This is a genomic window from Caballeronia sp. RCC_10 (assembly GCF_041360715.1).
In the GTDB taxonomy this organism is placed as follows: Bacteria; Pseudomonadota; Gammaproteobacteria; order Burkholderiales; family Burkholderiaceae; genus Caballeronia; species Caballeronia grimmiae.
The window spans coordinates 861,944-883,874 of sequence record NZ_JBFUPT010000001.1 but is presented as its reverse complement, the minus strand read 5'-3'; the positions used below and the strand labels follow the sequence as shown (position 1 = coordinate 883,874).

Genomic DNA, 21,931 nt, shown 5'->3' with positions numbered 1-21,931 from the left:
GACGATGAAACCGCGCGAAAGCACTCAACTCACGCGTGCATCGCGCATCGACACAAGGCAGACAGACGGCCCTCGATGACCGTCCCTGCGCCCGTGCTAACGAAAAAGGAGACGAACCGAATGAACCGCACCCAACGCATCGTTCCAGCACAGCCGCGCGCGCGGCGGGCCACCACCGCATTCCTGACCCTGTCGGCGATGTCGGCCGCGCTCGCGACCGCGGCTCTCGTGCCGCTTTCCGCACAAGCCGCGACGACCATCACCATCGCGACGCTCAACAATCCGGACATGATCGAGCTGAAGAAGCTCTCGCCGGCATTCGAGAAAGCGAATCCCGACATTCAGCTCAAGTGGGTGATCCTCGAAGAAAACGTGCTGCGCCAGCGCGCAACGACCGACATCACCACCAACAGCGGCCAGTTCGACGTACTGACCATCGGCACGTATGAAGCGCCGCAGTGGGGCAAGCGCGGCTGGCTTTCGCCGATGACGGGCCTGCCCGCCAACTACGATCTCGACGATGTCGTGAAGACCGCCCGCGACGGCCTCTCGTACAACGGCCAGCTTTACGCGCTGCCGTTCTACGTCGAAAGCTCGATGACGTATTACCGCAAGGATCTTTTCCAGGCCGCCGGCCTGAAAATGCCGGACCAGCCGACGTACGACCAGATCAAGCAGTTCGCCGACAAGCTCACCGACAAGTCGAAGGGCCAGTACGGCATCTGTCTGCGCGGCAAGGCGGGCTGGGGCGAGAACATGGCTTTCGTCTCGACGGTGGTGAATACCTTCGGCGGCCGCTGGTTCGACGAGCAATGGAAGGCGCAGCTCGATTCCCCAGAGTGGCACAAGGCAGTTTCCTTCTACGCCGACCTGCTGAAGAACGACGGCCCCCCGGGAGCCAGCTCGAATGGCTTCAACGAAAACCTCACGCTGATGTCGTCCGGCAAGTGCGCGATGTGGATCGACGCCACTGTCGCGGCCGGCATGCTCTACAACAAGTCGCAATCGCAAGTCGCGGACAAGATCGGATTCGCCGCCGCGCCGACGCAGGTCACGCCGAAGGGTTCGCACTGGCTGTGGTCGTGGTCGCTCGCGGTGCCGAAGACGTCGAAGCAGCAGGATGCCGCGAAGAAGTTCGCCGCGTGGGCCACGTCGAAGGAATACATCGAGATGGTCGGCAAGGACGAAGGCTGGGCGTCGGTGCCGCCGGGCACGCGCAAGTCCACCTATGCGCGGCCCGAGTACAAGCAGGCCGCGCCGTTCGGCGACTTCGTGCTGAAGGCGATCGAAACCGCGGACCCGAACGATTCGTCGCTGAAGAAGGTGCCGTATAGCGGCATCCAGTTCGTCGGCATCCCCGAGTTCCAGTCGTTCGGCACCGTCGTCGGACAGTCGATTGCCGGCGTCGTCGCCGGGCAGACGAGCGTCGACAATGCGCTGAAGGCGGCCAACGCGGCAGCCGATCGCGCAGTCAAGCAAGCCGGGTATCAGAAGTAAATCCACGCAGTGTGCGGGCCGCACGATGCGGCGCGGCCCGCTGGCATCATCGAGAGGTGACACGATCATGCGTCAACTGAATCCCGCCATCACCGATCACTTCGAGGAGTCCGCCGCCGAGCGCGACAAGAAGCGCGCGAAGTCGGTCCGCTGGCTCATCACGCCATCGTCCGGATTGCTGTTCCTGTGGATGGCCATTCCGCTCGCGATGACGATCTGGTTTTCGTTCTCGCGCTACAACCTGCTCAATCCCGATGTCAAAGGATTCGCGGGCTTCGACAACTTCGAGTTCCTCGTCACCGATCCGGCGTTCGGGCCGTCCATCGGTCATACGCTGACGCTGATCATTTCAGTGCTGGCGATCACGGTTATCGGCGGCGTGCTGCTCGCCGTGCTGTTCGACCGCAAGTTCGTGGGGCAGGGCATTGCGCGGCTGCTCGTGATCGCGCCGTTCTTCGTGATGCCCACGGTCTCGGCGCTGATCTGGAAGAACATGATCCTGCATCCGGTGTATGGCCTCGTCGCCTCGCTGATGCGATCGCTCGGGCTTCAGCCGATCGACTGGTTCGCGGACTATCCGCTCTTCGCGGTGATCGTGATCGTCGCGTGGCAGTGGCTGCCGTTCGCGTTCCTTATCCTCTTCACCGCGATTCAATCGCTCGATCAGGAGCAGAAGGAAGCGGCGCGCATCGACGGCGCCGGCCCGTTCTCGATGTTCTTCTTCATCACGTTGCCGCATCTGAAGCGCGCGATCGCGGTCGTCGTGATGATGGAAACCATCTTCCTGCTCTCGATCTTCGCTGAAATCTATACGACGACCGGCGGCGGCCCTGGCACCGCAACGACGAACCTTTCGTATCTCATCTACGCGCTGGGTCTCCAGCAATTCGACGTGGGTCTCGCATCGGCGGGCGGCATTCTGGCGGTCATTCTGGCGAACATCGTTGCGTTCTTCCTCGTTCGCATGCTCGCGAAGAACCTCAAAGGGGAGTACGAGTCATGAGCACGCATCCCGTTACCACTACGACTTCCGTGCCCGTGCTGGAGCATGTGAAGCGCATCGTGCCCGGCGTCGTCGCGTGGATCGTCTCCATCCTGCTGTTCTTCCCGATCTTCTGGATGACGATCACCGCGTTCAAGACCGAGCAGCAGGCGTATGCGTCGTCGCTGATCTTCTCGCCGACGCTCGACAGCTTCCGCGAAGTGTTCGCGCGCAGCAACTACTTCGGCTTCGCGCTGAACTCGGTGATGATCTCCGTGGGCGTCACGGTCATCTGCCTGATTCTGGCGGTGCCGTGCGCGTACGCGATGGCGTTCTTTCCCACGAGAAAGACGCAAAAGCTGCTGTTGTGGATGCTCTCCACGAAGATGATGCCGTCGGTCGGCGTGCTGGTGCCGATCTATCTGATGTGGAAGAACGCGGGCCTGCTCGATACGGTCAGCGGTCTCATCATCGTGTACACGCTGATCAATCTGCCGATCGCGGTGTGGATGGCCTTCACGTACTTCAACGAAGTGCCGAAGGACATCCTGGAAGCGGGGCGCATCGACGGCGCGACGACGTGGCAGGAGATCATCTATCTCCTCATGCCGATGGCGCTGCCGGGGCTCGCATCGACGGGGCTGCTGCTCATTATCCTGTCGTGGAACGAAGCATTCTGGAGCATCAACTTGTCGAGTTCGAACGCTGCGCCGCTGACGGTGTTCATTGCGTCGTACTCGAGTCCGGAAGGCTTGTTCTGGGCCAAGCTCTCGGCGGCTTCGTTGCTCGCGGTCGCGCCGATTCTGATTGTCGGCTGGCTGTCGCAGAAGCAGCTGGTGCGCGGCCTGACGTTCGGCGCGGTCAAGTGAGGGCGGGCTCGTGACATCAAGTTCATTCGAAGCGGCCAACCTCGAAGATCGCCTGATGATCTGCGATTGCGACGGCGTGTTGATCGACAGTGAAGCCGTGGCGGCGCGCATGCTCGTGACCGAGCTGGAGGCGTTATGGCCGGGCGTCGATGTCGAACCGGTGGTGATGCCGCTGCTCGGCTTGCGCATCGAAGCGGTGCTCGCGAGCGCGGCCGATACGGTGAATCGCACGCTCACGCCGGAGCAGGTCGTCGCGATCCGGCGGTCCGTCGAAGCGGCAGCGGTGCAGGCGCCGCCCGTGGAAGGCATCGAAGCGGCGCTCGCTGCGGTGCCGCTCAACAAGGCCTGTGCAAGCAATAGCTTTTCTTCATATGTCGATACCGTGCTGCAACGCACCGGCCTCGTGCGCTTCTTCGGCGAGCGGCGTTTCTGCGCGGACATGGTGGCGAATCCGAAGCCCGCGCCCGACGTGTATCTCGCGGCGGCTCGCGCGATGGGCGTCGATCCGCTGCGCTGTCTCGTCGTCGAGGACAGCGTGACGGGCGTGACGGCGGCGAAGGCGGCGGGCATGCCGGTGCTCGGCTTCATCGGCGGCGGACATGCGACCGAAGGGCAGATCGGCGCGCTCGAGCGCGCGGGCGCTGAAATCGTGTTCGACGATATGGCGCGCCTGCCCGCGCTGGTCGATCAATGGCTCAAGCACGCGACGTTCGAGGCGAAGTAGCGCGCGTGACCCAAGAATGCACGGAGAGACAACATCATGGCTAGCCTGACCCTGCGCAATATCAACAAGCGATACGAAGACACCGAGGTGATGAAGAGCGTCAACCTCGATATCGATGACGGCGAGTTCGTCGTGTTCGTCGGCCCATCGGGCTGCGGCAAGTCCACGCTGATGCGCATGATCGCGGGTCTCGAAGACATCAGCGGCGGCGAACTGATGATCGACGGCACGCGCGTGAACGACCTGCCGCCCGCGAAGCGCGGCATTGCGATGGTGTTTCAGTCGTACGCGCTGTATCCGCATATGACGCTCTACGACAACATGGCCTTCGGCCTCAAGCTCGCGGGCGAGAAGAAGCCGGCCATCGACGCGGCGGTGAAACAGGCCGCGAAGATTCTGCACATCGATCATCTGCTGGACAGGAAGCCTAAACAATTGTCGGGCGGCCAGCGCCAGCGCGTCGCGATCGGCCGCGCGATCACGCGCAAGCCGAAAGTCTTTCTGTTCGACGAGCCGCTCTCGAATCTCGACGCCGCGTTGCGCGTGAAGATGCGCCTCGAGTTCGCGCGCCTTCACGACGATCTCAAGACGACGATGATCTACGTGACGCACGATCAGGTGGAAGCGATGACGCTCGCGGACAAGATCGTCGTGCTGTCGGCGGGCAATGTCGAACAGGTCGGCACGCCGAACACGCTGTATCACGCGCCGGCGAACAAGTTCGTGGCGGGTTTCATCGGCTCCCCGAAGATGAACTTTCTGTCGGGCACCGTGGTGCAGGTGCGCGACGGCGGCGTGCTCGTGAAGTACGCGACCGGCGAAACGCAACTCGCCGGCGTGCTGCCGGGCAATGCAAAGGCGGGCGATGCGGTGACGGTCGGCATCCGGCCGGAGCATTTGCAGCCGGTGACGGCATCGAGCGAGTTTGGCGTGTCCGCATCGACGATGACGGTCGAAACGCTCGGCGACGCCGCGTATCTCTACGCCGAGACGCAGGTCGCGCCCGATGGCCTCATCTCGCGCATTCCGCCGCTGGAAAAGCATGCGCGCGGCGAGAAGCTGAGGCTCGGCGCCGAGCCGGATCACTGCCATATGTTCGACGCGGAAGGGCAGGCGTTCCGGCGCAACGTGGTCGAGGCTTATCTGAAGGAGCATCCGGAAGTGAGGCCGATGCGCGCATCGGCGTAAGCCGCGTTGTTTCGTCGATGGACGGGCGATAATGCCGGTTCGGATTCGCTCATCCATCGACCACCATGCCCGTCATCAACGAACTCTTCGTCTATCCGGTCAAGTCTTGTGCGGGCATCACCCTGCAACGCGCGACGCTGCTCGAAACAGGCCTCGAATACGACCGCAACTGGATGGTCACCGACGCATCGGGCGGCATGATCACGCAGCGCACCCACCCGCGCATGGCGCTGATCCGGACCGCATTCGATGGCGATCATCTGACGCTCAGCGCGGCCGGCATGCCGACCTTGCGCACGCCGCTCGATGTCCGCGCGCTGAACGGCACGGACCGCATGCAGGCGACGGTATGGGGCGACACGGTCGATGCGCTCGACACGGGCTCTGAAACGTCGCAATGGCTCGGTGATTTTCTTGGCGTATCGGCGAAACTCGCGCGCTTCGGGCCGGGCGCTCGCCGCGCGGTCGATGAGAAATGGACCGCGCCTATCGACACCCAAACGCGCTTCGCCGATGGTTTCCCGCTGCTCGTGCTCGGTCAGGCATCGCTCGACGATCTCAACGCGCGTCTCATGCAGAAGGGCGCGCCGGCGATATCGGCGGATCGGTTCCGGCCAAACGTGGTCGTCGGCGGGCTGGATGCGTTCGAGGAAGACTATGTCGGCGACATGCGGGTTCGTGCGGCGAGCGGCGACGTGCGTCTGCGGCTCGTCAAGCTCTGCACGCGCTGCCCGGTGCCGACGATCGATCAGCTTACCGGCGCGCCGAATCCCGCGTGGCCGCACGAGCCGCTCGACACGATGAGCACGTGTCGCGCGAGCGCGCAACATGGCGGCAAGCTGACGTTCGGGAAGAACGCGATTGTCGTCGATGGCGAGGGCATCGCGCTCGAAGCGGGGCAGGCAGTCGAAGCCGAGATCGCGTTCTGAGCTTCAGAGTCTAGGGGTCAAGCGTCCAACGCGGCGCGGGCGCACAGTTCGTCGGTGACGAGCCCGGAGAGCCACTGACCTTTGAGCGCGGCGATCAGCGCGTTGCGTTTGCGCTCGCCGCCTGCGAAGCCGATGGTCGGACGCCTGGGCGGCGAATCGAGCTTGAGGCTCGTGACGCGTGCGCCTGTCGTCGACGTGACGCGCTTGCCTTCGGCGTCGATGGGCAGCCCGAGCCATTCGGCGACCGCGCCGCCTTGCATCATTTCTTCGACTTCGCCGCGCGTGATGAAACCGTCTTCGTGCAGCGGACAGTTGATGCCGATGTTGCCGATGCCGACGAAGGCCACATCGGCCTGTTGCGCGAGTTCGTCGACGATGCGGTATAGCCGGTGATTGACCCACTGCGCGCGTTCGGCTTCGCTGTCGGCCATGAGCGGCGCGGGCAGCATGAAGTGCTTGCCGCCGGTTTTTTCCGAGAGTTGCTGGGCGACGTCGTAGCGATTGAACGATCCGTCTTGCGCGATGGCGCCGACCATCGACACGAAGCGATGCTGTGGCCGGTCGATCTGTCCGATTTGCGCGACGACTGCTTTGAGCGTGCGTCCGCTGCCGATGGAGACGACGATGGGTTTTTCGTCGGTGAGATAGCGCTCCATGACTTGCGCTCCGGCGACGGCGAGCTTGCGGTCGACCTGTTCGGTGTTGTCGCCGTCGATGGGCACCACTTCGCACAGCGCGAGGCCGTAGCGGTCGCAGAGCTGTTGCGCGAGCGACAGGCAATCGGCGATCCGGTGATCGACGCGCACGCGGATGAGGTTTTTTTCGACGGCGAAGGCCACGAGGCGTTGCGCGACCGGGCGCGAGATTTGTAGCTTCTCGGCGATCTCGTTCTGCGTGTTGCCGGCGACGTAGTACAGCCACGCTGCGCGGGTTGCCAGGTCGAGCTTTTCGTTGGATTTTGGCACTTTGGGGTTCGCCGTTCTTTTCTTTTGGTGTTGAGCTTTTATTCGTGTCGGTCTGGTGGGGTGCCCCTTTGCGGGGCGGAGGTTTTTCTTCGGTTATTCGTGTCGGTCTATTAGCGCGCCCCTCCCCGGGGCGGGGGTCACTTTCTTTGCTGCTGCAAAGAAAGTAACCAAAGAAAGCAGCTTTTTTCTGAACCGCCCGAAGCACTAACTCGTGTGCTCACTTCGTAGAACATCGGTGGCACTCAGCTTGAAAGAGCCTTGAATCACCTTCCGCGCCCGCTGACAACTAACGTCCTCCGAGCCCCTTGGCTCGACAAAACCTCACTCGCACACAACCAACCGCAAACTCCAACCACTCCTAACACTACAGCAAAGACAGCACGCACCGCAAACACAGCAAAACTAGCAAACACAGCAAGCGCGACATATGCGGCGCAAGACAGCAAAGACAGCAAAGACAGCAAAGACAGCAAAGACAGCAAAGACAGCAAAGACAGCAAAGACAGCAAAGACAGCAAGCACAGGAGCTTCTTTCTTGATTGACGTTCAATGTAACTGCCTAACGTCTCGCAGGGGAATGGAGTAGCGTCGTCGCCGCTTGGCGGCTAGCGTTCGCGCTTGATGGCGCATTGTGTTCAGATCTGCGTTGGTGTTAACGAGCCAAGGGGCTCGGAGGACGTTAGTAGTCGGCGGGCGCGGAAGGTGATTCAAGGCTCTATCAAGCTGAGTGCCACTGATGTTCTACGGAGTGGCCACGCAAGTTAGTGGATTGGGCGGTTCGAGAAAAAGCTGCTTTCTTTGGTTACTTTCTTTGCATGGGACCAGAGTAAGGCGCTAAAGCGCCAACTCCGGTCGACAGCCAAGAAAGTGACCCCCGCCCCGGGGAGGGGCGAGCCAATAGACCGACACGAATACAAGCTCCACGAAAGCGAAGACCGACCACCCCCGTGCCACGAGCAAAGAAAGAAATCAAATCAACCGAGGCCGAGAAACATCAAACAAAGGCCGCACATGCTGATAAAGCTCACGAAACCCTTTAAGCCGCTGCCGCAAGACGAGATGCCGTTCGCCATCCGGCGAGAACTCCTGCTTAACCGAAGGCTTCGCAAGCACGACTGCAGGATCGCCCCCGGCTGCAAGCCACCCCAACCGTGCGGCCCCGAGCGCAGCCCCGGTTTCCCCGCCGCCGTGCGTCCGCGTAGGCGTATTGAACGCATCGGCGAACATCTGCCCCCAGTACGCGCTGCGGGCGCCGCCGCCCAACATCGACAATGCCCGCGTCTGCGTTCCGGCGGACTGCAAAGCATCCAGCCCATCGGTCAACGCGAGCGTCACGCCTTCGAGCACCGAATACCCGAGCAAAGCACGATCCGTCGCATGCGTCATGCCGAAAAACACGCCTTGCGCATAAGGATCGTTATGCGGCGTCCGCTCGCCGCTCAGATAAGGCAGGAACAACGGCGCAGTGGTCAAAACCTCCGCCGGCAAGGCCTCCACTTCAGCGAGCAAAGTGGGCTCGTCCGTGGACGTCAGCTTGCATACCCAGCGCAGACAGCTCGCCGCCGATAACACCACGCTCATCTGATGCCACCGATCCGGAATCGCATGGCAAAACGCATGCACCGCCGACGTCGGATTCGGCCGGAATCGGTCGCCCACCACGCACAGCACGCCCGATGTGCCCAGCGACAGGAAACCATCCCCCGGTTCAGTCGCACCGATGCCCACCGCGCTCGCCGCATTGTCTCCGCCGCCAGCCGCCACGATCACGTCATCACGCAAGCCAAGCTCCGCCGCCAGCTCCGGCAGCAAGGTGCCCGAAGGCTCGCTGCCCTCGGCCAGCGACGGCATCTGCTGCCGCGACATCCCGCACGCGGCAAGCAGTTCGTCGGACCAGTCGCGGCGCGCCACGTCGAGCCACAATGTCCCCGCTGCATCCGATGGATCGGACACCTTCGTGCCCGTCAAATGCATGCGCAAATAATCCTTCGGCAGCAGCACGCACGCGGTCTGCGCAAAGATGTCCGGCTCGTTGTGCCTCACCCACAGCAGCTTCGGCGCAGTAAAGCCCGGCATCGCCAGATTGCCGGCGATCTCGTGCAGATGCGGCGCACGCTCGTACAACTCGGCGCACTCCTTGTCGCTGCGCATGTCGTTCCAGAGAATCGCGGGACGCAGCACGCGATCGGTGGAATCGAGCAGCACCGCGCCGTGCATCTGTCCGGACAGCCCGATGCCGCGAACCTGCGCGAACTCCGCCGGATACTTCTCGCGCAGCCGGAAAAGCGCGGCGCGCGTGCCGTCCCACCAGTCGAGCGGATTCTGTTCCGACCAGCGCGGCTTGGGGCGCGATACGGTGAACGGCGTGCCCGCCGTGCCGACGACGCTGCCGTCGCCCGCAAGCAGCAGCACTTTCACTTCGGAGGTGCCGAGGTCGATGCCTAAGTACATGAACGATGCCTTGGTCGAGGCCGGGACTCATCCGGCAGAAACAGGGAATTTAACGCCGTGCGCGACGCCGCGCCATGAGCACAATACCGGAGCGGCGCATAGCCAGCACGCCTACGGACGATTCGCGAGCCACGCATCCACCCGTGCGATCGCCTTGCGCATCACGCGCTCGAGATTCTCGCTCTGCGCCATGCTGCCCCACAGGAGCTTGTCGGCGACGAACGCCTTGACCGGATCGCTCGCCGTGAAGTAGCCATGCGCGACGGCCGGGTCCATCACGCCGTCCTGATACGCATACGGCAGCTTGTTCTCGTGCCACCGTTCGAGGAAGCGGAAGAAGAGCGCGGGGAGAACCGCCGTCGCGTCCGGATCGACGTTGCGCGCGAAGCATTCCGACAGCGTCGGCGCGATGAAGCCCGGCAGCTTCGAGAACCCGTCCGCCGCGACGCGCTGGTTCGTGTCCTTGATATACGGATTGCTGAAGCGGTCGAGCACCACGTCGCGATACTTCGCGAGGTCGATGGGGCTTGGCGTGAGGCAGGGAATCACGTCCTCGGTGACATAGGCTTCCGCCAGCGCGCGAATCTCCAGGTCCTGCGTGCCTTCGTGGATATATTGCAGGCCGACGAGCGTACCCGCCCACGCAATGCAGCTATGGCTCGCGTTGAGAATGCGGATTTTCGCCTCTTCATACGGCAGCACCGATTCGACCATCTCCGCGCCGACCTTTTCCCACGCGGGACGGCCCGCGCAGAACTCGTCCTCGATCACCCACTGGATGAACTTCTCGCCCATCACCGGCGCGCGATCGTCGAATCCGGTCGCGGCCTTCACGCGCTCGGCGACATCGGGCGTCGGGCGCGGCGTGATGCGATCGACCATCGAGTTCGGACACGACGTATTCGCGATCATCCAGTCGCGCAGCGCGGTTTCGCCGCGCAATTGCAGAAACTCGAGCATGCCCGCCTTGAAGCGATCGCCGTTGCTGCGCAGGTTGTCGCAGTTCTGCAGCGATACCTTGCCCGCGCCGTTTTTCATGCGCGCATCGAGGATGGCGGCCAGCGCGCCATAGATCGTCGTTCTCGCGCCTTTCAGATCGGCAGCGAGGTCGGCGTTGGCCGTGTCGAGCCGGTCGTGCTCGTCGAGGTAATAGCCGCCCTCGGTCACGGTGAACGACACGATCCTGCATTCGGGCGCGGCGCCCGTCGCGATCAGTTGCGCGAGATCGGCGGACCACGGTACGACCTGTTTGATCGATTTCACCCTTTCGTATTCGCGCTCGCCCTGCGGCGTCACGGTCTCGAGCGTGTACTCGCCGTTTTGCGCGGCGAGTGCGTCGAGCACGGCGTTCATGTCGCCGCGAATGTTGCCGACGGCAAGCGACCAGCTCGCATCGCCGGATTCGATCAGCCGGTGCAGATACCACGCCTGATGCGCGCGATGAAACGATCCCGCCCCGATGTGCAGGATCACGTTCGCACTCGCCTTTGCAACGCTGGCTTCGCTACTCATGTCTTCTCTTCCCTTTGGCTATGCGCCCGTTCTGCGTGGACGGCTGACTGAACATTTGCTCGATAGGTGGTCGAATGATCGTATCCGCTATCCCGAAAGTCAAGGCGCGGCGCGGCTGCATCGTCGTTGCGATGCGGCGTGATTCGCCGATGCGGCCCGGCGTGATGCCTTAGGACTGGCGTCTGGCCTTCGACGCTGCACCGCACCAGAACGCGCGTCGTCGCTGATCGGGAATTACCCGGATAGTCAACGCGGCCTCGATTGGCGGAAGGTGCATGCGGCTTCCGTTCGAAACGACAGGCGCACCATAACGATAGAAAGATAGGAGACGCGAATGGACTATGTGATCGGCATCGACATCGGGACGCAGAGCACGAAGGCGCTGCTCGTCGATACGCAAGGCGCGATCGTCGCGCAGCATTCGAGCGCCTACCATCCCGACACGCCGAAGCCGCTCTGGGCCGAGCAATGGCCGCAAGTCTGGTTCGATGCCGTGACCGCGTGCATCGCGGCGTGCGTCGCGAAGGCGAAGGAGCAGGGCGTCGACGCGCGGCAGATCAAATCGCTATGCGTCAGCAGCCTTTATGGCGGCTCGGGCGTTCCCGTCGATGAACACATCGAGCCGCTCCATCCGTGCCTCATCTGGATGGACCGGCGCGCGACGGCCGAAGTGGACTGGGTGCGCGAGCACGTCGATGTCACGCGGCTCGCGGCGATCACGGGCAATGGCGTCGACAGTTACTACGGTTTCACGAAGATGCTGTGGCTGCGTAATCATCGGCCGGATGTCTGGAGCAGGACGCGCTGGCTGTTGCCGCCGAACGCGTTCGTGATCCAGCGGCTGACCGGCGAACTGGCGGTGGACCATAGCTCGGCCGGCAACATCGGCGGCGTGTACGACGTGAACGCCCGCGCGTGGTCGCACGAAGCGCTCGACATGCTCGGCATTCCCGCGTCGATGATGCCCGAGCGGCTCGTCGAATCGTCGGACGTGGTGGGCGGACTCCTGCCGCAATGGGCCGACCAACTCGGGCTCGCCGCCGGCACGCCGGTCGTCGCGGGCGGCGTCGATGCGGCCGTCGCGACCTTCGCCGCCGGCGTGACGCAGGCGGGGCACCACGTCGCGATGATCGGCACGAGCATGTGCTGGGGCTACATCAACCAGAGCGTCGATGCGCGGCACGGCCTCGTGTCGATGCCGCACGTCTACAACGGCAAGCGCGATCTCTACGTGTTCGGCGGCGCGAGCACGGCGGGCGCGTGCGTCGCGTGGTATCGCGATCAGTTCTGCCAGGCCGAGATCGAAGCCGCGAAGCAGTCGCCGCGCGGCGACGCGCATCGGCTGCTGGAAGAGGCGGCGTCGAAGGTCGCGGCGGGATCGGATGGCGTCGTGTTTCTGCCGTATCTGATGGGCGAGCGCAGCCCGGTCTGGGACGCCCATGCGAGCGGCACGTTCGTCGGCCTCAATCTCTTTCACACGCGGGCGACGCTGTATCGCGCGGTGCTCGAAGGCGTCGCGTTCGCACTGAAGCACAACATGGAGGCGGGGCGGCGCGGAGCGCAATCGCTGGATGACCGGCTGATCGTCGTCGGCGGCGCGGCGCATTCGGACTTGTGGATGCAGATCATCGCGGATGTGACCGGCTATCCGGTCGTGTCGATCGAACAGGAAGTCGAAGCCGCGATGGGCGCGGCCCTGCTTGCGGCGCTCGGCGCGGGACTCATCTCACGCGAAACCGCCGAAGGGGGATGGGTCACGCTCGTCGAGCGCGCGACGCCCGACGCCGGGCGGCAGCGCGTGTATCAGGAGCGGTTCGGCGTGTACGTCGATCTCTATCCGGCGCTCAAGGACGCGATGCACCGGCTGCGCGCCGAATAGCGCAACGGCTAGCGGGCAGCGCCCGCGTGCGCGTCGAACACCGGCCCCTGCACGAAGTGCACGTCGAACTGCTGAAGCGCGTTGAACTGCGCTTCGTCGGAGACATTCGAGAAGATCAGCGGAATCTTCAGCCGATGGGCGTAAGCCACGAGATGCTTCACGACGGAATCGCGCAGCGCGGCCCCGGCATCCATCTTGATGAAGTCGAGCCGCGCCATTTCCGACACCGCCATGATCTGCCCCGCGTTGGGCAGATTTCCCGCCACCCTGAAGCCGTAGTGCTGATAGCTCTTGGTCAGATAGCCGAGAAAGGTCTTGTGCGCGACCGCCGCCGCCGGCAGTTCGATCACCACGCGCGCCGGGTTGATCCCGAACTCCAGCAGCACCGACGAAAAGTGCAGCCCGTGATCGTACTTCACGCTTTTTAGCAGGCGCTCGTGCACGCGCAGAAAGAGCAAGCCCGTGCGCTGCCGCCCGAAAAAGTTGAACGCATGCAGCGTCCGCGACAGGCGGTCGAGCGCGACAAGCTCGCGGTCATCGTCGAAGCGGGCGAAGGGATCGCGCGGGACGTCGCCTTCGATCAGCGTCAGTGCCTGCAAGCCGAGTTCATCGCCGAACCGCTCCGCGCTTTCGTGCGATGCGGACAGCGTCTGCGGAAAGCTGTGCGTGCCGACATCGAAGATCGGCTCGTAGGCGCTCGCCACCGTCATTTCACCGTAATGCGCGATCGCCTCCCGCGCATGTTCGCCCTCGCCGAGAACGATATGCGCGCCGAGGAACCGATGTTCCGCAGCCCGGGCGACGAGTTCTGGCAAGGAAGGGGCGATCATGAGGGGTCGTGGAGGCGTTTTGAAGTTCTCGTATCGATGCTACCAGCGCGCAACCGATCGCCTTGCACCAAATCGACATATTGATATGCACGGCGCGCGGCGTCGAATCAGGGTATACCAGCTATTTCACTAATCGTAATCGGTTTACTATCGGTGAATGTCGAACCCTTGAGGACTTCCGCGATGTCCGCTTTCGAAACACACACCGACGCGAGCCGGCAGTATCAATCCGGCTTCGCCAACGATTTCGCCACCGAAGCGTTGCCCGGTGCGTTGCCGCTCGGCCGCAACTCGCCGCAGCGCGCCGCATACGGCCTGTATGCCGAGCAGCTATCCGGCACCGCGTTCACCGCGCCGCGTGCGCACAACCGGCGCTCGTGGCTGTATCGCATCCGGCCGGGGGCGGTGCACAAGCCGTTCACGCGCGTCACGGGCGACCGGCTGCGCGCGAAGCTCGTCGCGAATTTCGCCGATGTGCCGCCCACGCCGCCGAACCAGTTGCGATGGGACCCGCTGCCGATGCCCGCCGAACCCACCGATTTCATCGACGGCTGGGTGACGATGGCCGGCAACGGCGCGGCGGAATCCATGTCGGGCTGCGCGATTCATCTCTATGCCGCGAACCGGTCGATGCAGGACCGCTTCTTCTACGATTCCGACGGCGAATTGCTGATCGTGCCGCAGCAAGGGCGGCTGTCGATTGCGACGGAACTCGGCACGCTCGATGTCGCGCCGTTCGAAATCGCGGTGATTCCGCGCGGCGTGCGCTTTTCCGTGGCGCTGCCCGACGGCGAGGCGCGCGGTTACGTCTGCGAAAACTTCGGCGCGCTGCTGCAATTGCCCGATCTCGGGCCGATCGGCTCTAACGGCCTGGCGAACCCGCGCGATTTCCTCACGCCTCATGCCGCGTATGAAGATCGCGAGGGCGATTTCGAACTCGTGACGAAGCTGAACGGCGCGTTGTGGCGCGCGGACATCGGCCATTCGCCGCTCGATGTCGTCGCGTGGCACGGCAACTATGCGCCGTACAAGTACGATCTCCGGCACTTCAACACGATCGGTTCGATCAGCTTCGACCACCCCGATCCGTCGATTTTCCTCGTGCTGCAGTCTCCGAGCGATACGCCCGGCGTCGATTCCATCGACTTCGTGATCTTCCCGCCGCGCTGGCTCGCCGCCGAGGATACGTTCCGGCCGCCGTGGTTCCATCGCAATGTCGCGAGCGAGTTCATGGGCCTCGTGCACGGCGTATATGACGCGAAGGCCGAAGGCTTCCTGCCCGGCGGCGCGAGCCTGCACAACTGCATGTCGGGCCACGGGCCGGACGCGGAAACGTTCGAGAAGGCATCGAAGAGCGATACGTCGAAGCCCGCGAAGGTCGGCGACACGCTCGCGTTCATGTTCGAAACGCGCACGCTCATCAAGCCGACGCAGTTCGCGCTGGAAACCGCGCAATTGCAGGCGAATTACTACGAATGCTGGCAAGGCCTCACGAAACACTTCAATCCGGAGCAACGATGAACGACGCGCTGAAGGCGACACTCGCGCCCACGCTCAAAAGCTGGATCGAGTCCGCGAACGATCCGGCGAGCGACTTTCCGATTCAGAACCTGCCGTTCGGCATTTTCAGCGATGCCGTCGACGAGCGGCCGCGTGCGGGCGTGGCGATCGGCGAATGGATCGTCGATCTGGCCGCGCTGGAAGGCGAACGTCTGATCGACGCGCAGGGCGCTTTCGCCGCGCCGCGTCTGAACCCGTTCATCGCGCTCGGACGCGATACGTGGCGCGCGGTGCGGATCGCATTGAGCGGGCTGCTCGCGCAGGACACGCCGACGCTGCGGGACGATGCCGCGTTGCGCCGCCGGGTGCTCGTGCCGCGCAAGGACGCGACGATGCACTTGCCGGTCGATATTCCCGGCTATACGGATTTCTATTCGTCGAAAGAGCATGCGACGAACGTCGGCTCGATGTTTCGCGATCCGAAGAATGCGCTTTTGCCCAACTGGTCGGAATTGCCGGTGGGATACAACGGGCGCGCGTCGTCGGTCGTGGTGAGCGGCACGCCGGTGCGTCGTCCGAACGGTCAGATCAAGTTGCCGGACGAGGAACGGCCGATCTTCGGCGCGTGCCGCAAGCTGGATATCGAACTGGAGACGGGCTTTATCGTCGGGCGCGGCAATGCGCTCGGCGAGCCGATCGCGTGTGACGAGGCGGAGGCGCATATCTTCGGCATGGTGCTGCTGAACGACTGGAGCGCGCGGGATATCCAGCAATGGGAATATGTGCCGCTCGGACCGTTCAATTCGAAAGGCTTCGCGACGACGATTTCACCGTGGATCGTCACGCTCGATGCGCTCGAACTCTTCCGCACCGCGACGCCCGAGCAGCAGCCGGAGCCGCTGCCGTACCTGCGGCATGCAGGCAATCATGCATTCGATATCGAGCTGGAAGTGGCGTTGCGGGCGGAAGGCGCGTCGAGGGCGACCATCATCTCGCGGACCAATTTCAAGCTGATGTACTGGTCGATGGCGCAGCAGCTTGCGCATCATACGGTGTCCGGATGCAACACCCGCGTCGGCGATCTTATGGGCTCCGGGACGATCAGCGGACCGACGGCGGACTCGTGCGGGAGCTTGCTCGAGAGCACGTGGAACGGGCAGCGGCCCCTCAAGCTCGAAGACGGCGGGGAACGCGCTTTCCTGCTCGACGGCGATGATATCACGCTGCGCGGCTGGTGTCAGGGCGAAGGGTATCGCGTGGGATTTGGCGAGTGCGTCGGGAGCATTCTGCCGGCGCGGTGAATCGGGAAGGAGTGGCTGCTTGCCGGCCGCTTCTTCGAGCATCGTCAGGGCGCGACCGCACCCTCCATCAAGCAGCCTGCCCCACCGCCCCGCGCCGCGCCCGCTTATCCAGCGTAGCCGACAGCAAAGTCAGCCCAAGGGCCCCGCAAGCCATCGCGACCCCGACCCAGGGCAACGACGTCAGCGGCGCGCCCGCGCTGATCGCGCATCCGCCAAGCCAGGCACCCGTCGCGTTGCCGAGATTGAACGCGCCCTGATTGAGCGTCGAAGCGAGATTGGGCGCATCGCTCGCGCGATTCACGATGAGAATCTGCAGCGGCGGCACGATCGCGAACGCGAGCACGCCCCACAGAAAGATCGTGATCATCGCGGAGACGGATTCATGCATCGTCCCGGCGAAGATGACGAGAATGACGACGATGGACGCCAGGAACGACAGCAGCGACCGCAACAGCTTCCAGTCCGCGAGCTTGCCGCCGAGCGTGCTTCCCACCGTCAGGCCAAGACCGAACAGCAACAGCACATACGTGACCGCGTGCGGCGAAAAGCCCGTGACGTCTTCGAGGATCGGCGTGATATACGTGAACACCGAAAACAGACTCGCCGATGCCAGCACGCTGATGCCCAGCACCATCAGCACTTGCGGGTTCTTGAGCACGTCGAATTCACGGAGGATGCTGGTCTCACGCATCTCGATGTGCCTCGGCAGGCAAACGGCGAGCGCGCCCGCCGCCGCCACGCCGATCAGCGTGACGACCCAGAACGTCGCGCGCCATCCGGCCGCCTGTCCGAGCGCCGTGCCGAGCGGCACGCCGAGCACGTTCGCGAGCGTGAGCCCCGTGAACATCAGCGCAATGGCCTGCGCTCGGCGGTTCGGTGCGACGAGGTCGGCGGCGACCACCGAGCCGATGCCGAAGAACGCACCGTGGCAGAACGCCGTGACGATGCGCGCGCCCATCAGCACCCAGTAGTTCGGCGCCAGCGCGCACAACAGATTGCCGACGATGAACACGCCGATCAGCCCCATCAGCGCCTTCTTGCGCGGCATCTTCGCGGTGACGATGGCAAGAATCGGCGCACCGATGGTCACGCCGAGCGCATAGCCCGACACGAGCATGCCGGCGGCGGGGATCGACACGGCGAGATCGCGGGCAACGTTGGGCAACAGGCCCATGATGACGAATTCGGTCGTGCCGATGCCGAACGCAGCAATGGCAAGAGCTAGGAGAGGCAAGGGCATGTCGGAGGCGGGCAGAAGTGGCGCGATCGGCGCGGAGAAGGGAGGAATTCTACCGAAAGGTCAATTTTGATGCTGGTAGAAACCCTGACGCGCACGCGTCCGGACAATGCCGGATGATGAGCGGACTTTTACCGCATCGACAGGCGCCGGGCATGAAAGTGTTCGTGGCGGGCGCACGATGCGGCGAACGTTTCGCAACGAGCTTCCGTGCGCGCGAATCATTGCGCATCGTGAAGTGTTGGAAATACACAGCAACCAGCAGACAACCTATGTCATCGATTACCAGCCGTCTGCGCGCCGCCGTCGCGTGCGCCGTGCTTCTCGCCACTCATGCGTACGCGCAAAGCGACACTTCCGGCCCCATCGCGACGAAGGCGGGCACGGTGTACTTCCTGCGCGATGAATCCGGCTTCGCCGCGATGCTCGGCACGCAGGCGTTCGATCGCTTCGACGCCCGCCGCATCGCCCATTTCGATGAAACCGACGCCAGCGGCGCCCTCACGCGCTCGCTGATGCAGACCGATGTCGGCCCGGTCCTCTACGACTTCCGCCGCAATCCGCCGCTCGTGCAACGCTCGGGCAAGCGCATGACGGTGCAGCGCGTGTTCTGGCAAGGCGATGAAGTGGTGATGCAGACGTCGCTCGGCTGGTACAAGCTCGAACGCGGCGCGCTGTCGAAGCTGCAGGCATCGACGAAGGTCTATCACTGATCAGACGCGCACGCCGAACACGCGCTCGCCCGCTACCACGTACACGGTTTCGCGCTCGCGGCGCACGCTGTCGTTGACTTCGAAGCCGCCGGTGAATGCGCCGAACGCGGGCAGCACGCCCGCGCGCGCGCCGAAGCGAAAGCACGCCAGCCGAACGCTTTCGATGCGCGTCGACAGCCGATACACCGGATGCTCATGGCCGGCGAGCGAGTAGGCATCGGCGACGGTCTGCGGATGATGGCAAAGCGCCCACGGCCCCAGCCGATACGGCTCCTTCACCAGCTCGACGCCGAAGCGCGACGGCAACTCGCCCGCGTGACGATCGTGATTGCCTTCGACAAGCACGAGCCGTAACGCGCGATGCTTCGCGCGCCAGGCATCGAGAGCGGCGAGGGTTTCATCGGCGTGGGATTCGCGGGCATGCAGCAAGTCGCCGAGAAAGACGATCGACTCCGGCCGATGCGTCGCGATCAGCGCATCGAGCCGCGCGAGATTCTCGGCGGTCGCGCCCGCCGGCACCGGAATGCCGCGCGCGCGGAACACGGCGTCCTTGCCGAAGTGCGCATCGGCGATAAAGAGCGCCTTCTCCAGCGGATCGAACGCCGCGCGCTCCGCCGAAAGCAGCAGCGCGCGGCCATTTACGTCGATTGTCAGTGCTTCTATTGCCATAAGTTGCTCAAGCTTGCGCCGCTTTTTCCAGATCGGCGAGCATCCGCTCCACGCGATCCGACAGCTTCTCCGTGCTCACCTTTTCCCGCAGCCGCGCCACGATCAGCGGAAACGCGAACGGCGTCGGCTTCTTCGGATGCGTGAACGCGAGGCGGCTTTCGCTCATGCGGACGAGGGCGTCGCGAAGGCGGCGCATTTCCAGCTCCTGCAGCATCACTTCCTGATCGGCCTGCGCGAGCAGCAGGTTGCCGCGGTCGTGCTTGCGGAACACTTCGTAGAAGAGGCCGCTCGACGCCTGCAACTGCCGCGCGCTTTTCTGCTGCCCCGGATGCCCCTGATAGATCAGCCCCGACACGCGGGCGATCTCGCGAAATCGCCGCGCCGACAATTCCGACGCGTTCAGGCTCGCGAGGATATCGTGCTCCAGATTGTCGGGCGAGAAGAGGCCGTCGGCGATCAGCGTTTCCCAGTCGAACGGCTTGGCCGACAGCAGCTCGAAGCCGTAATCGTTCATCGAAATGGAGAACGTGCTCGGCTGATCCCGCGCGACGCGCCAGCCGATCAGCGACCCGAGGCCGATATGCGCCATCCGCCCGGCGAACGGATAGCAGAAAAAGTGATGCCCCTCGCGCGATCGCACCGCCTCGACGACCAGCACGCCCGGCCCCGGCAGCGCCGACCACTTCGCCTGAAGATCGAGCAGCGGCTTGACGGCCAGCATTTCAGGCTCGTCGTAGATGCCGTCGTTCGCGCGGGCGAGCATCACGAGCGCCGCCTCGGCCAGCTCCGACGACAGCGGCATCTTGCTGCCCGCCCATTGCGGCATCGCGCCGCGTGAAGATGTTGCGCGCTTCACATAGGCGGTCATGTCGCGCACGCGGATCAGTTCGAGCGCGCGGCCGCCGAACGTGAAGACATCGCCGGGCTTCAAGCGCGAGATGAACGATTCCTCCATCGCGCCGATGCGCCCGCCCGTCATATAGGCGACGTTGATGGTCGCATTGGCGACGATCGTCCCGACGTTGTTCCGATGCCGCCGCACGAGATCTTCGCGCGGCACGCGATACACGCCGTCATCGCCCGCGACGACGCGGTGATAGTCCGGATACGCCGCCAGCGACGCGCCGCCGCGCTCGACGAACGCGAGCGCCCAGTCGAATTCCGCCTGCGTCAGATCGCGGTACGCATAGGCGGTGCGGACTTCATCGAGCATCCCGGCGGGATGGAAGCCGCCGCCGATCGCCACCGTCACGAGATGCTGCACAAGCACGTCGAGCGGTTTCATCGGCATGTCGCGCCCTTCGATGCGACGTTCCTCGATCGCCCAGCGCGCCGCCGCCGCTTCGACGAGTTCGAGCGCGTGCGTCGGCACGATCGTCACGCGCGATACGCGGCCCGGCGCATGGCCGGATCGTCCGGCGCGCTGCATCAGCCGCGCGACGCCCTTTGGCGAACCGATCTGGAACACGCGGTCCACCGGGAGAAAATCGACGCCGAGATCGAGACTCGACGTGCACACGACCGCCTTCAGTTGCCCGTTCTTCAGCCCGAGTTCGACCCAGTCGCGCACTTCCTTGTCGAGCGAGCCGTGATGCAGCGCGATCAGCCCGGCCCACTCCGGCCGCAGATCGAGCAGCGCGCGATACCAGATTTCCGATTGCGAGCGCGTGTTGGTGAAAACGAGCGAGCTTTGCGCGTGCTCGATTTCATCGGCGACGGGGCCGACCTGACGCACGCCCAGATGCCCGCCCCACGGAAAGCGTTCGATGGTGTCCGGAATCAGCGTATCGACGACGAGCGTTTTCGGCTGCGCGCCGCGCACGACGACGCGCGGCGTCGTCACGGCATGCAGCAGCGCATCGTGCGCGAGCGCGAGATTGCCGAGCGTCGCGGACAAGCCCCAGACTTGCAGATCCGGCCGCCAGCGCGCAAGGCGTGCGAGCGCGAGCTGAGTCTGCGTGCCGCGCTTGTTGCCGAGCAATTCGTGCCATTCGTCGATGACGACGAGCCGCACATGCGATAGCTCGTCGCGGGCGTTGGCGCGCGTGAGCATCAGCGTGAGGCTTTCGGGCGTCGTCACGAGCGCGGACGGCATGCGGCGATTCTGCCTCGCGCGTTCGGTGGACGCGGTATCGCCCGTGCGCAAGCCGACGGTCCACGGCACCGAGAGCGCCGTGACGGCGGTTTGCAGCGCGCGGGCGGTATCGGCGGCGAGCGCGCGCATCGGCGTGATCCAGAGCACGGTGAGCGGCGCGGGAAGCGGGGCTTTGTCGACGGCGTCCTTGACTGGCTTCGCGTTGCGCCGCGTCTTCGGCGGGCTCGCGAACGCAGCGAGCGCACCGAGCCAGATCGCCCAGGTCTTGCCTGCGCCGGTCGTCGCGTGCAGCAGGCCGCTCGCGCCGCGCCGGACTTCGCGCCAGACTTCGCTCTGGAACGGAAACGGCTGCCAGCCGCGCTCGCCAAACCATCGCGCGATGCGCTCGTCCATCGGTTTCGCGGCTTCGATCGGGTCGAAGACGAAAGGCGCGGGCCTGAACGCTTCGACGGCGGCATCGAGTTTGGCCTGCGCAGCCTGCGTGCGCGGCACGCGCCGGGGACGCGGCGCGCGGCGGCGAGCGCGGCTGGCGACGTCGGGCGGCGCGGTGTCGTCGTGTTCGTCGGGAGTGGTCATGGCGTCAGCTTCGT

The 21,931-nt window shown here is 64.2% G+C and carries 18 protein-coding genes; 11 read left to right on the top strand and 7 right to left on the bottom strand.

The features are described 5' to 3' along the window. Positions 1-198: 198 nt before the first annotated feature. The 6 genes from AB6804_RS04180 (at position 199) to AB6804_RS04155 (ending at position 6,189) form a co-directional block, all read left to right on the top strand. Complete coding sequence (locus AB6804_RS04180; RefSeq protein ID WP_370885418.1) at positions 199-1,497, top strand: sugar ABC transporter substrate-binding protein; 1,299 nt, start codon at positions 199-201, stop codon at positions 1,495-1,497. Positions 1,498-1,564: 67 nt separating this feature from the next. After that, on the top strand, positions 1,565-2,500 hold the full coding sequence (locus AB6804_RS04175) for a carbohydrate ABC transporter permease (RefSeq protein ID WP_035968198.1): 936 nt from the start codon (positions 1,565-1,567) through the stop codon (positions 2,498-2,500). Continuing rightward, positions 2,497-3,348 carry a carbohydrate ABC transporter permease gene (locus AB6804_RS04170; RefSeq protein ID WP_370885327.1) on the top strand — a complete coding sequence of 284 codons (852 nt, stop codon included), beginning with the start codon at positions 2,497-2,499 and terminating at the stop codon, positions 3,346-3,348. The genes AB6804_RS04175 and AB6804_RS04170 overlap by 4 nt, the downstream gene beginning before the upstream one ends. Before the next feature lie 55 nt (positions 3,349-3,403). Next, complete coding sequence (locus tag AB6804_RS04165; protein WP_035968195.1) at positions 3,404-4,072, top strand: HAD family phosphatase; 669 nt, start codon at positions 3,404-3,406, stop codon at positions 4,070-4,072. 36 nt (positions 4,073-4,108) lie between these two features. Then, entirely contained in the window at positions 4,109-5,260 is a 1,152-nt protein-coding gene (locus AB6804_RS04160) for an ABC transporter ATP-binding protein (RefSeq protein ID WP_370885326.1), read from the top strand. 65 nt (positions 5,261-5,325) lie between these two features. Next, on the top strand, positions 5,326-6,189 hold the full coding sequence (locus AB6804_RS04155) for an MOSC domain-containing protein (RefSeq protein ID WP_370885325.1): 864 nt from the start codon (positions 5,326-5,328) through the stop codon (positions 6,187-6,189). A gap of 17 nt (positions 6,190-6,206) precedes the next feature. Here the strand turns inward: AB6804_RS04155 and AB6804_RS04150 are convergent, their stop codons facing one another. After that, the gene (locus AB6804_RS04150; RefSeq protein ID WP_370885324.1) at positions 6,207-7,154 is read right to left on the bottom strand and encodes a sugar-binding transcriptional regulator; all 948 of its coding nucleotides are present in this window, start codon (positions 7,152-7,154) and stop codon (positions 6,207-6,209) included. Positions 7,155-7,412: 258 nt separating this feature from the next. On the opposite strand from AB6804_RS04150, the gene AB6804_RS04145 reads away from it, so the two are divergent. Beyond that, positions 7,413-7,697: a hypothetical protein gene (locus AB6804_RS04145; protein WP_370885323.1), complete on the top strand. Its 285-nt coding sequence runs from the start codon at positions 7,413-7,415 to the stop codon at positions 7,695-7,697. Between the two features lie 426 nt (positions 7,698-8,123). Here the strand turns inward: AB6804_RS04145 and xylB are convergent, their stop codons facing one another. Together xylB and dalD are read right to left on the bottom strand one after the other, a co-directional pair. Continuing rightward, positions 8,124-9,605, bottom strand: a complete 1,482-nt coding sequence (gene xylB, locus AB6804_RS04140) for a xylulokinase (protein WP_035968188.1) — start codon at positions 9,603-9,605, stop codon at positions 8,124-8,126. Between the two features lie 111 nt (positions 9,606-9,716). Beyond that, positions 9,717-11,117: a D-arabinitol 4-dehydrogenase gene (dalD, locus tag AB6804_RS04135; protein WP_370885322.1), complete on the bottom strand. Its 1,401-nt coding sequence runs from the start codon at positions 11,115-11,117 to the stop codon at positions 9,717-9,719. A gap of 334 nt (positions 11,118-11,451) precedes the next feature. Between dalD and AB6804_RS04130 the strand changes: the two genes are divergently transcribed. Next, positions 11,452-12,996 (top strand): FGGY-family carbohydrate kinase, encoded by a 1,545-nt coding sequence (locus tag AB6804_RS04130; protein ID WP_370885321.1) that lies wholly within the window; start codon positions 11,452-11,454, stop codon positions 12,994-12,996. A gap of 8 nt (positions 12,997-13,004) precedes the next feature. Here the strand turns inward: AB6804_RS04130 and AB6804_RS04125 are convergent, their stop codons facing one another. Beyond that, a complete protein-coding gene (locus AB6804_RS04125; RefSeq protein WP_370885320.1) occupies positions 13,005-13,826 on the bottom strand; it encodes an EAL domain-containing protein in 822 nt (273 codons plus the stop codon). 183 nt (positions 13,827-14,009) lie between these two features. Here AB6804_RS04125 and hmgA point away from each other — a divergent pair, with 183 nt between their 5' ends. After that, positions 14,010-15,347, top strand: coding sequence for a homogentisate 1,2-dioxygenase (hmgA, locus tag AB6804_RS04120; RefSeq protein ID WP_370885319.1), 1,338 nt, complete (start codon positions 14,010-14,012; stop codon positions 15,345-15,347). Continuing rightward, on the top strand, positions 15,344-16,627 hold the full coding sequence (fahA, locus tag AB6804_RS04115; RefSeq protein ID WP_370885318.1) for a fumarylacetoacetase: 1,284 nt from the start codon (positions 15,344-15,346) through the stop codon (positions 16,625-16,627). The genes hmgA and fahA overlap by 4 nt, the downstream gene beginning before the upstream one ends. Positions 16,628-16,694: 67 nt before the next feature. Here fahA and AB6804_RS04110 read toward each other — a convergent pair whose 3' ends face one another. Continuing rightward, on the bottom strand, positions 16,695-17,867 hold the full coding sequence (locus tag AB6804_RS04110; RefSeq protein WP_370885317.1) for an MFS transporter: 1,173 nt from the start codon (positions 17,865-17,867) through the stop codon (positions 16,695-16,697). A gap of 269 nt (positions 17,868-18,136) precedes the next feature. Here AB6804_RS04110 and AB6804_RS04105 point away from each other — a divergent pair, with 269 nt between their 5' ends. After that, entirely contained in the window at positions 18,137-18,577 is a 441-nt protein-coding gene (locus AB6804_RS04105) for a hypothetical protein (RefSeq protein WP_370885316.1), read from the top strand. On the opposite strand, the gene pdeM is transcribed toward AB6804_RS04105, so the two are convergent. Both pdeM and AB6804_RS04095 read right to left on the bottom strand, forming a co-directional pair. Then, a complete protein-coding gene (gene pdeM / locus AB6804_RS04100; RefSeq protein WP_370885315.1) occupies positions 18,578-19,246 on the bottom strand; it encodes a ligase-associated DNA damage response endonuclease PdeM in 669 nt (222 codons plus the stop codon). Between the two features lie 7 nt (positions 19,247-19,253). Beyond that, the gene (locus AB6804_RS04095; RefSeq protein ID WP_370885314.1) at positions 19,254-21,917 is read right to left on the bottom strand and encodes a ligase-associated DNA damage response DEXH box helicase; all 2,664 of its coding nucleotides are present in this window, start codon (positions 21,915-21,917) and stop codon (positions 19,254-19,256) included. Between the last annotated feature and the right edge of the window lie 14 nt (positions 21,918-21,931).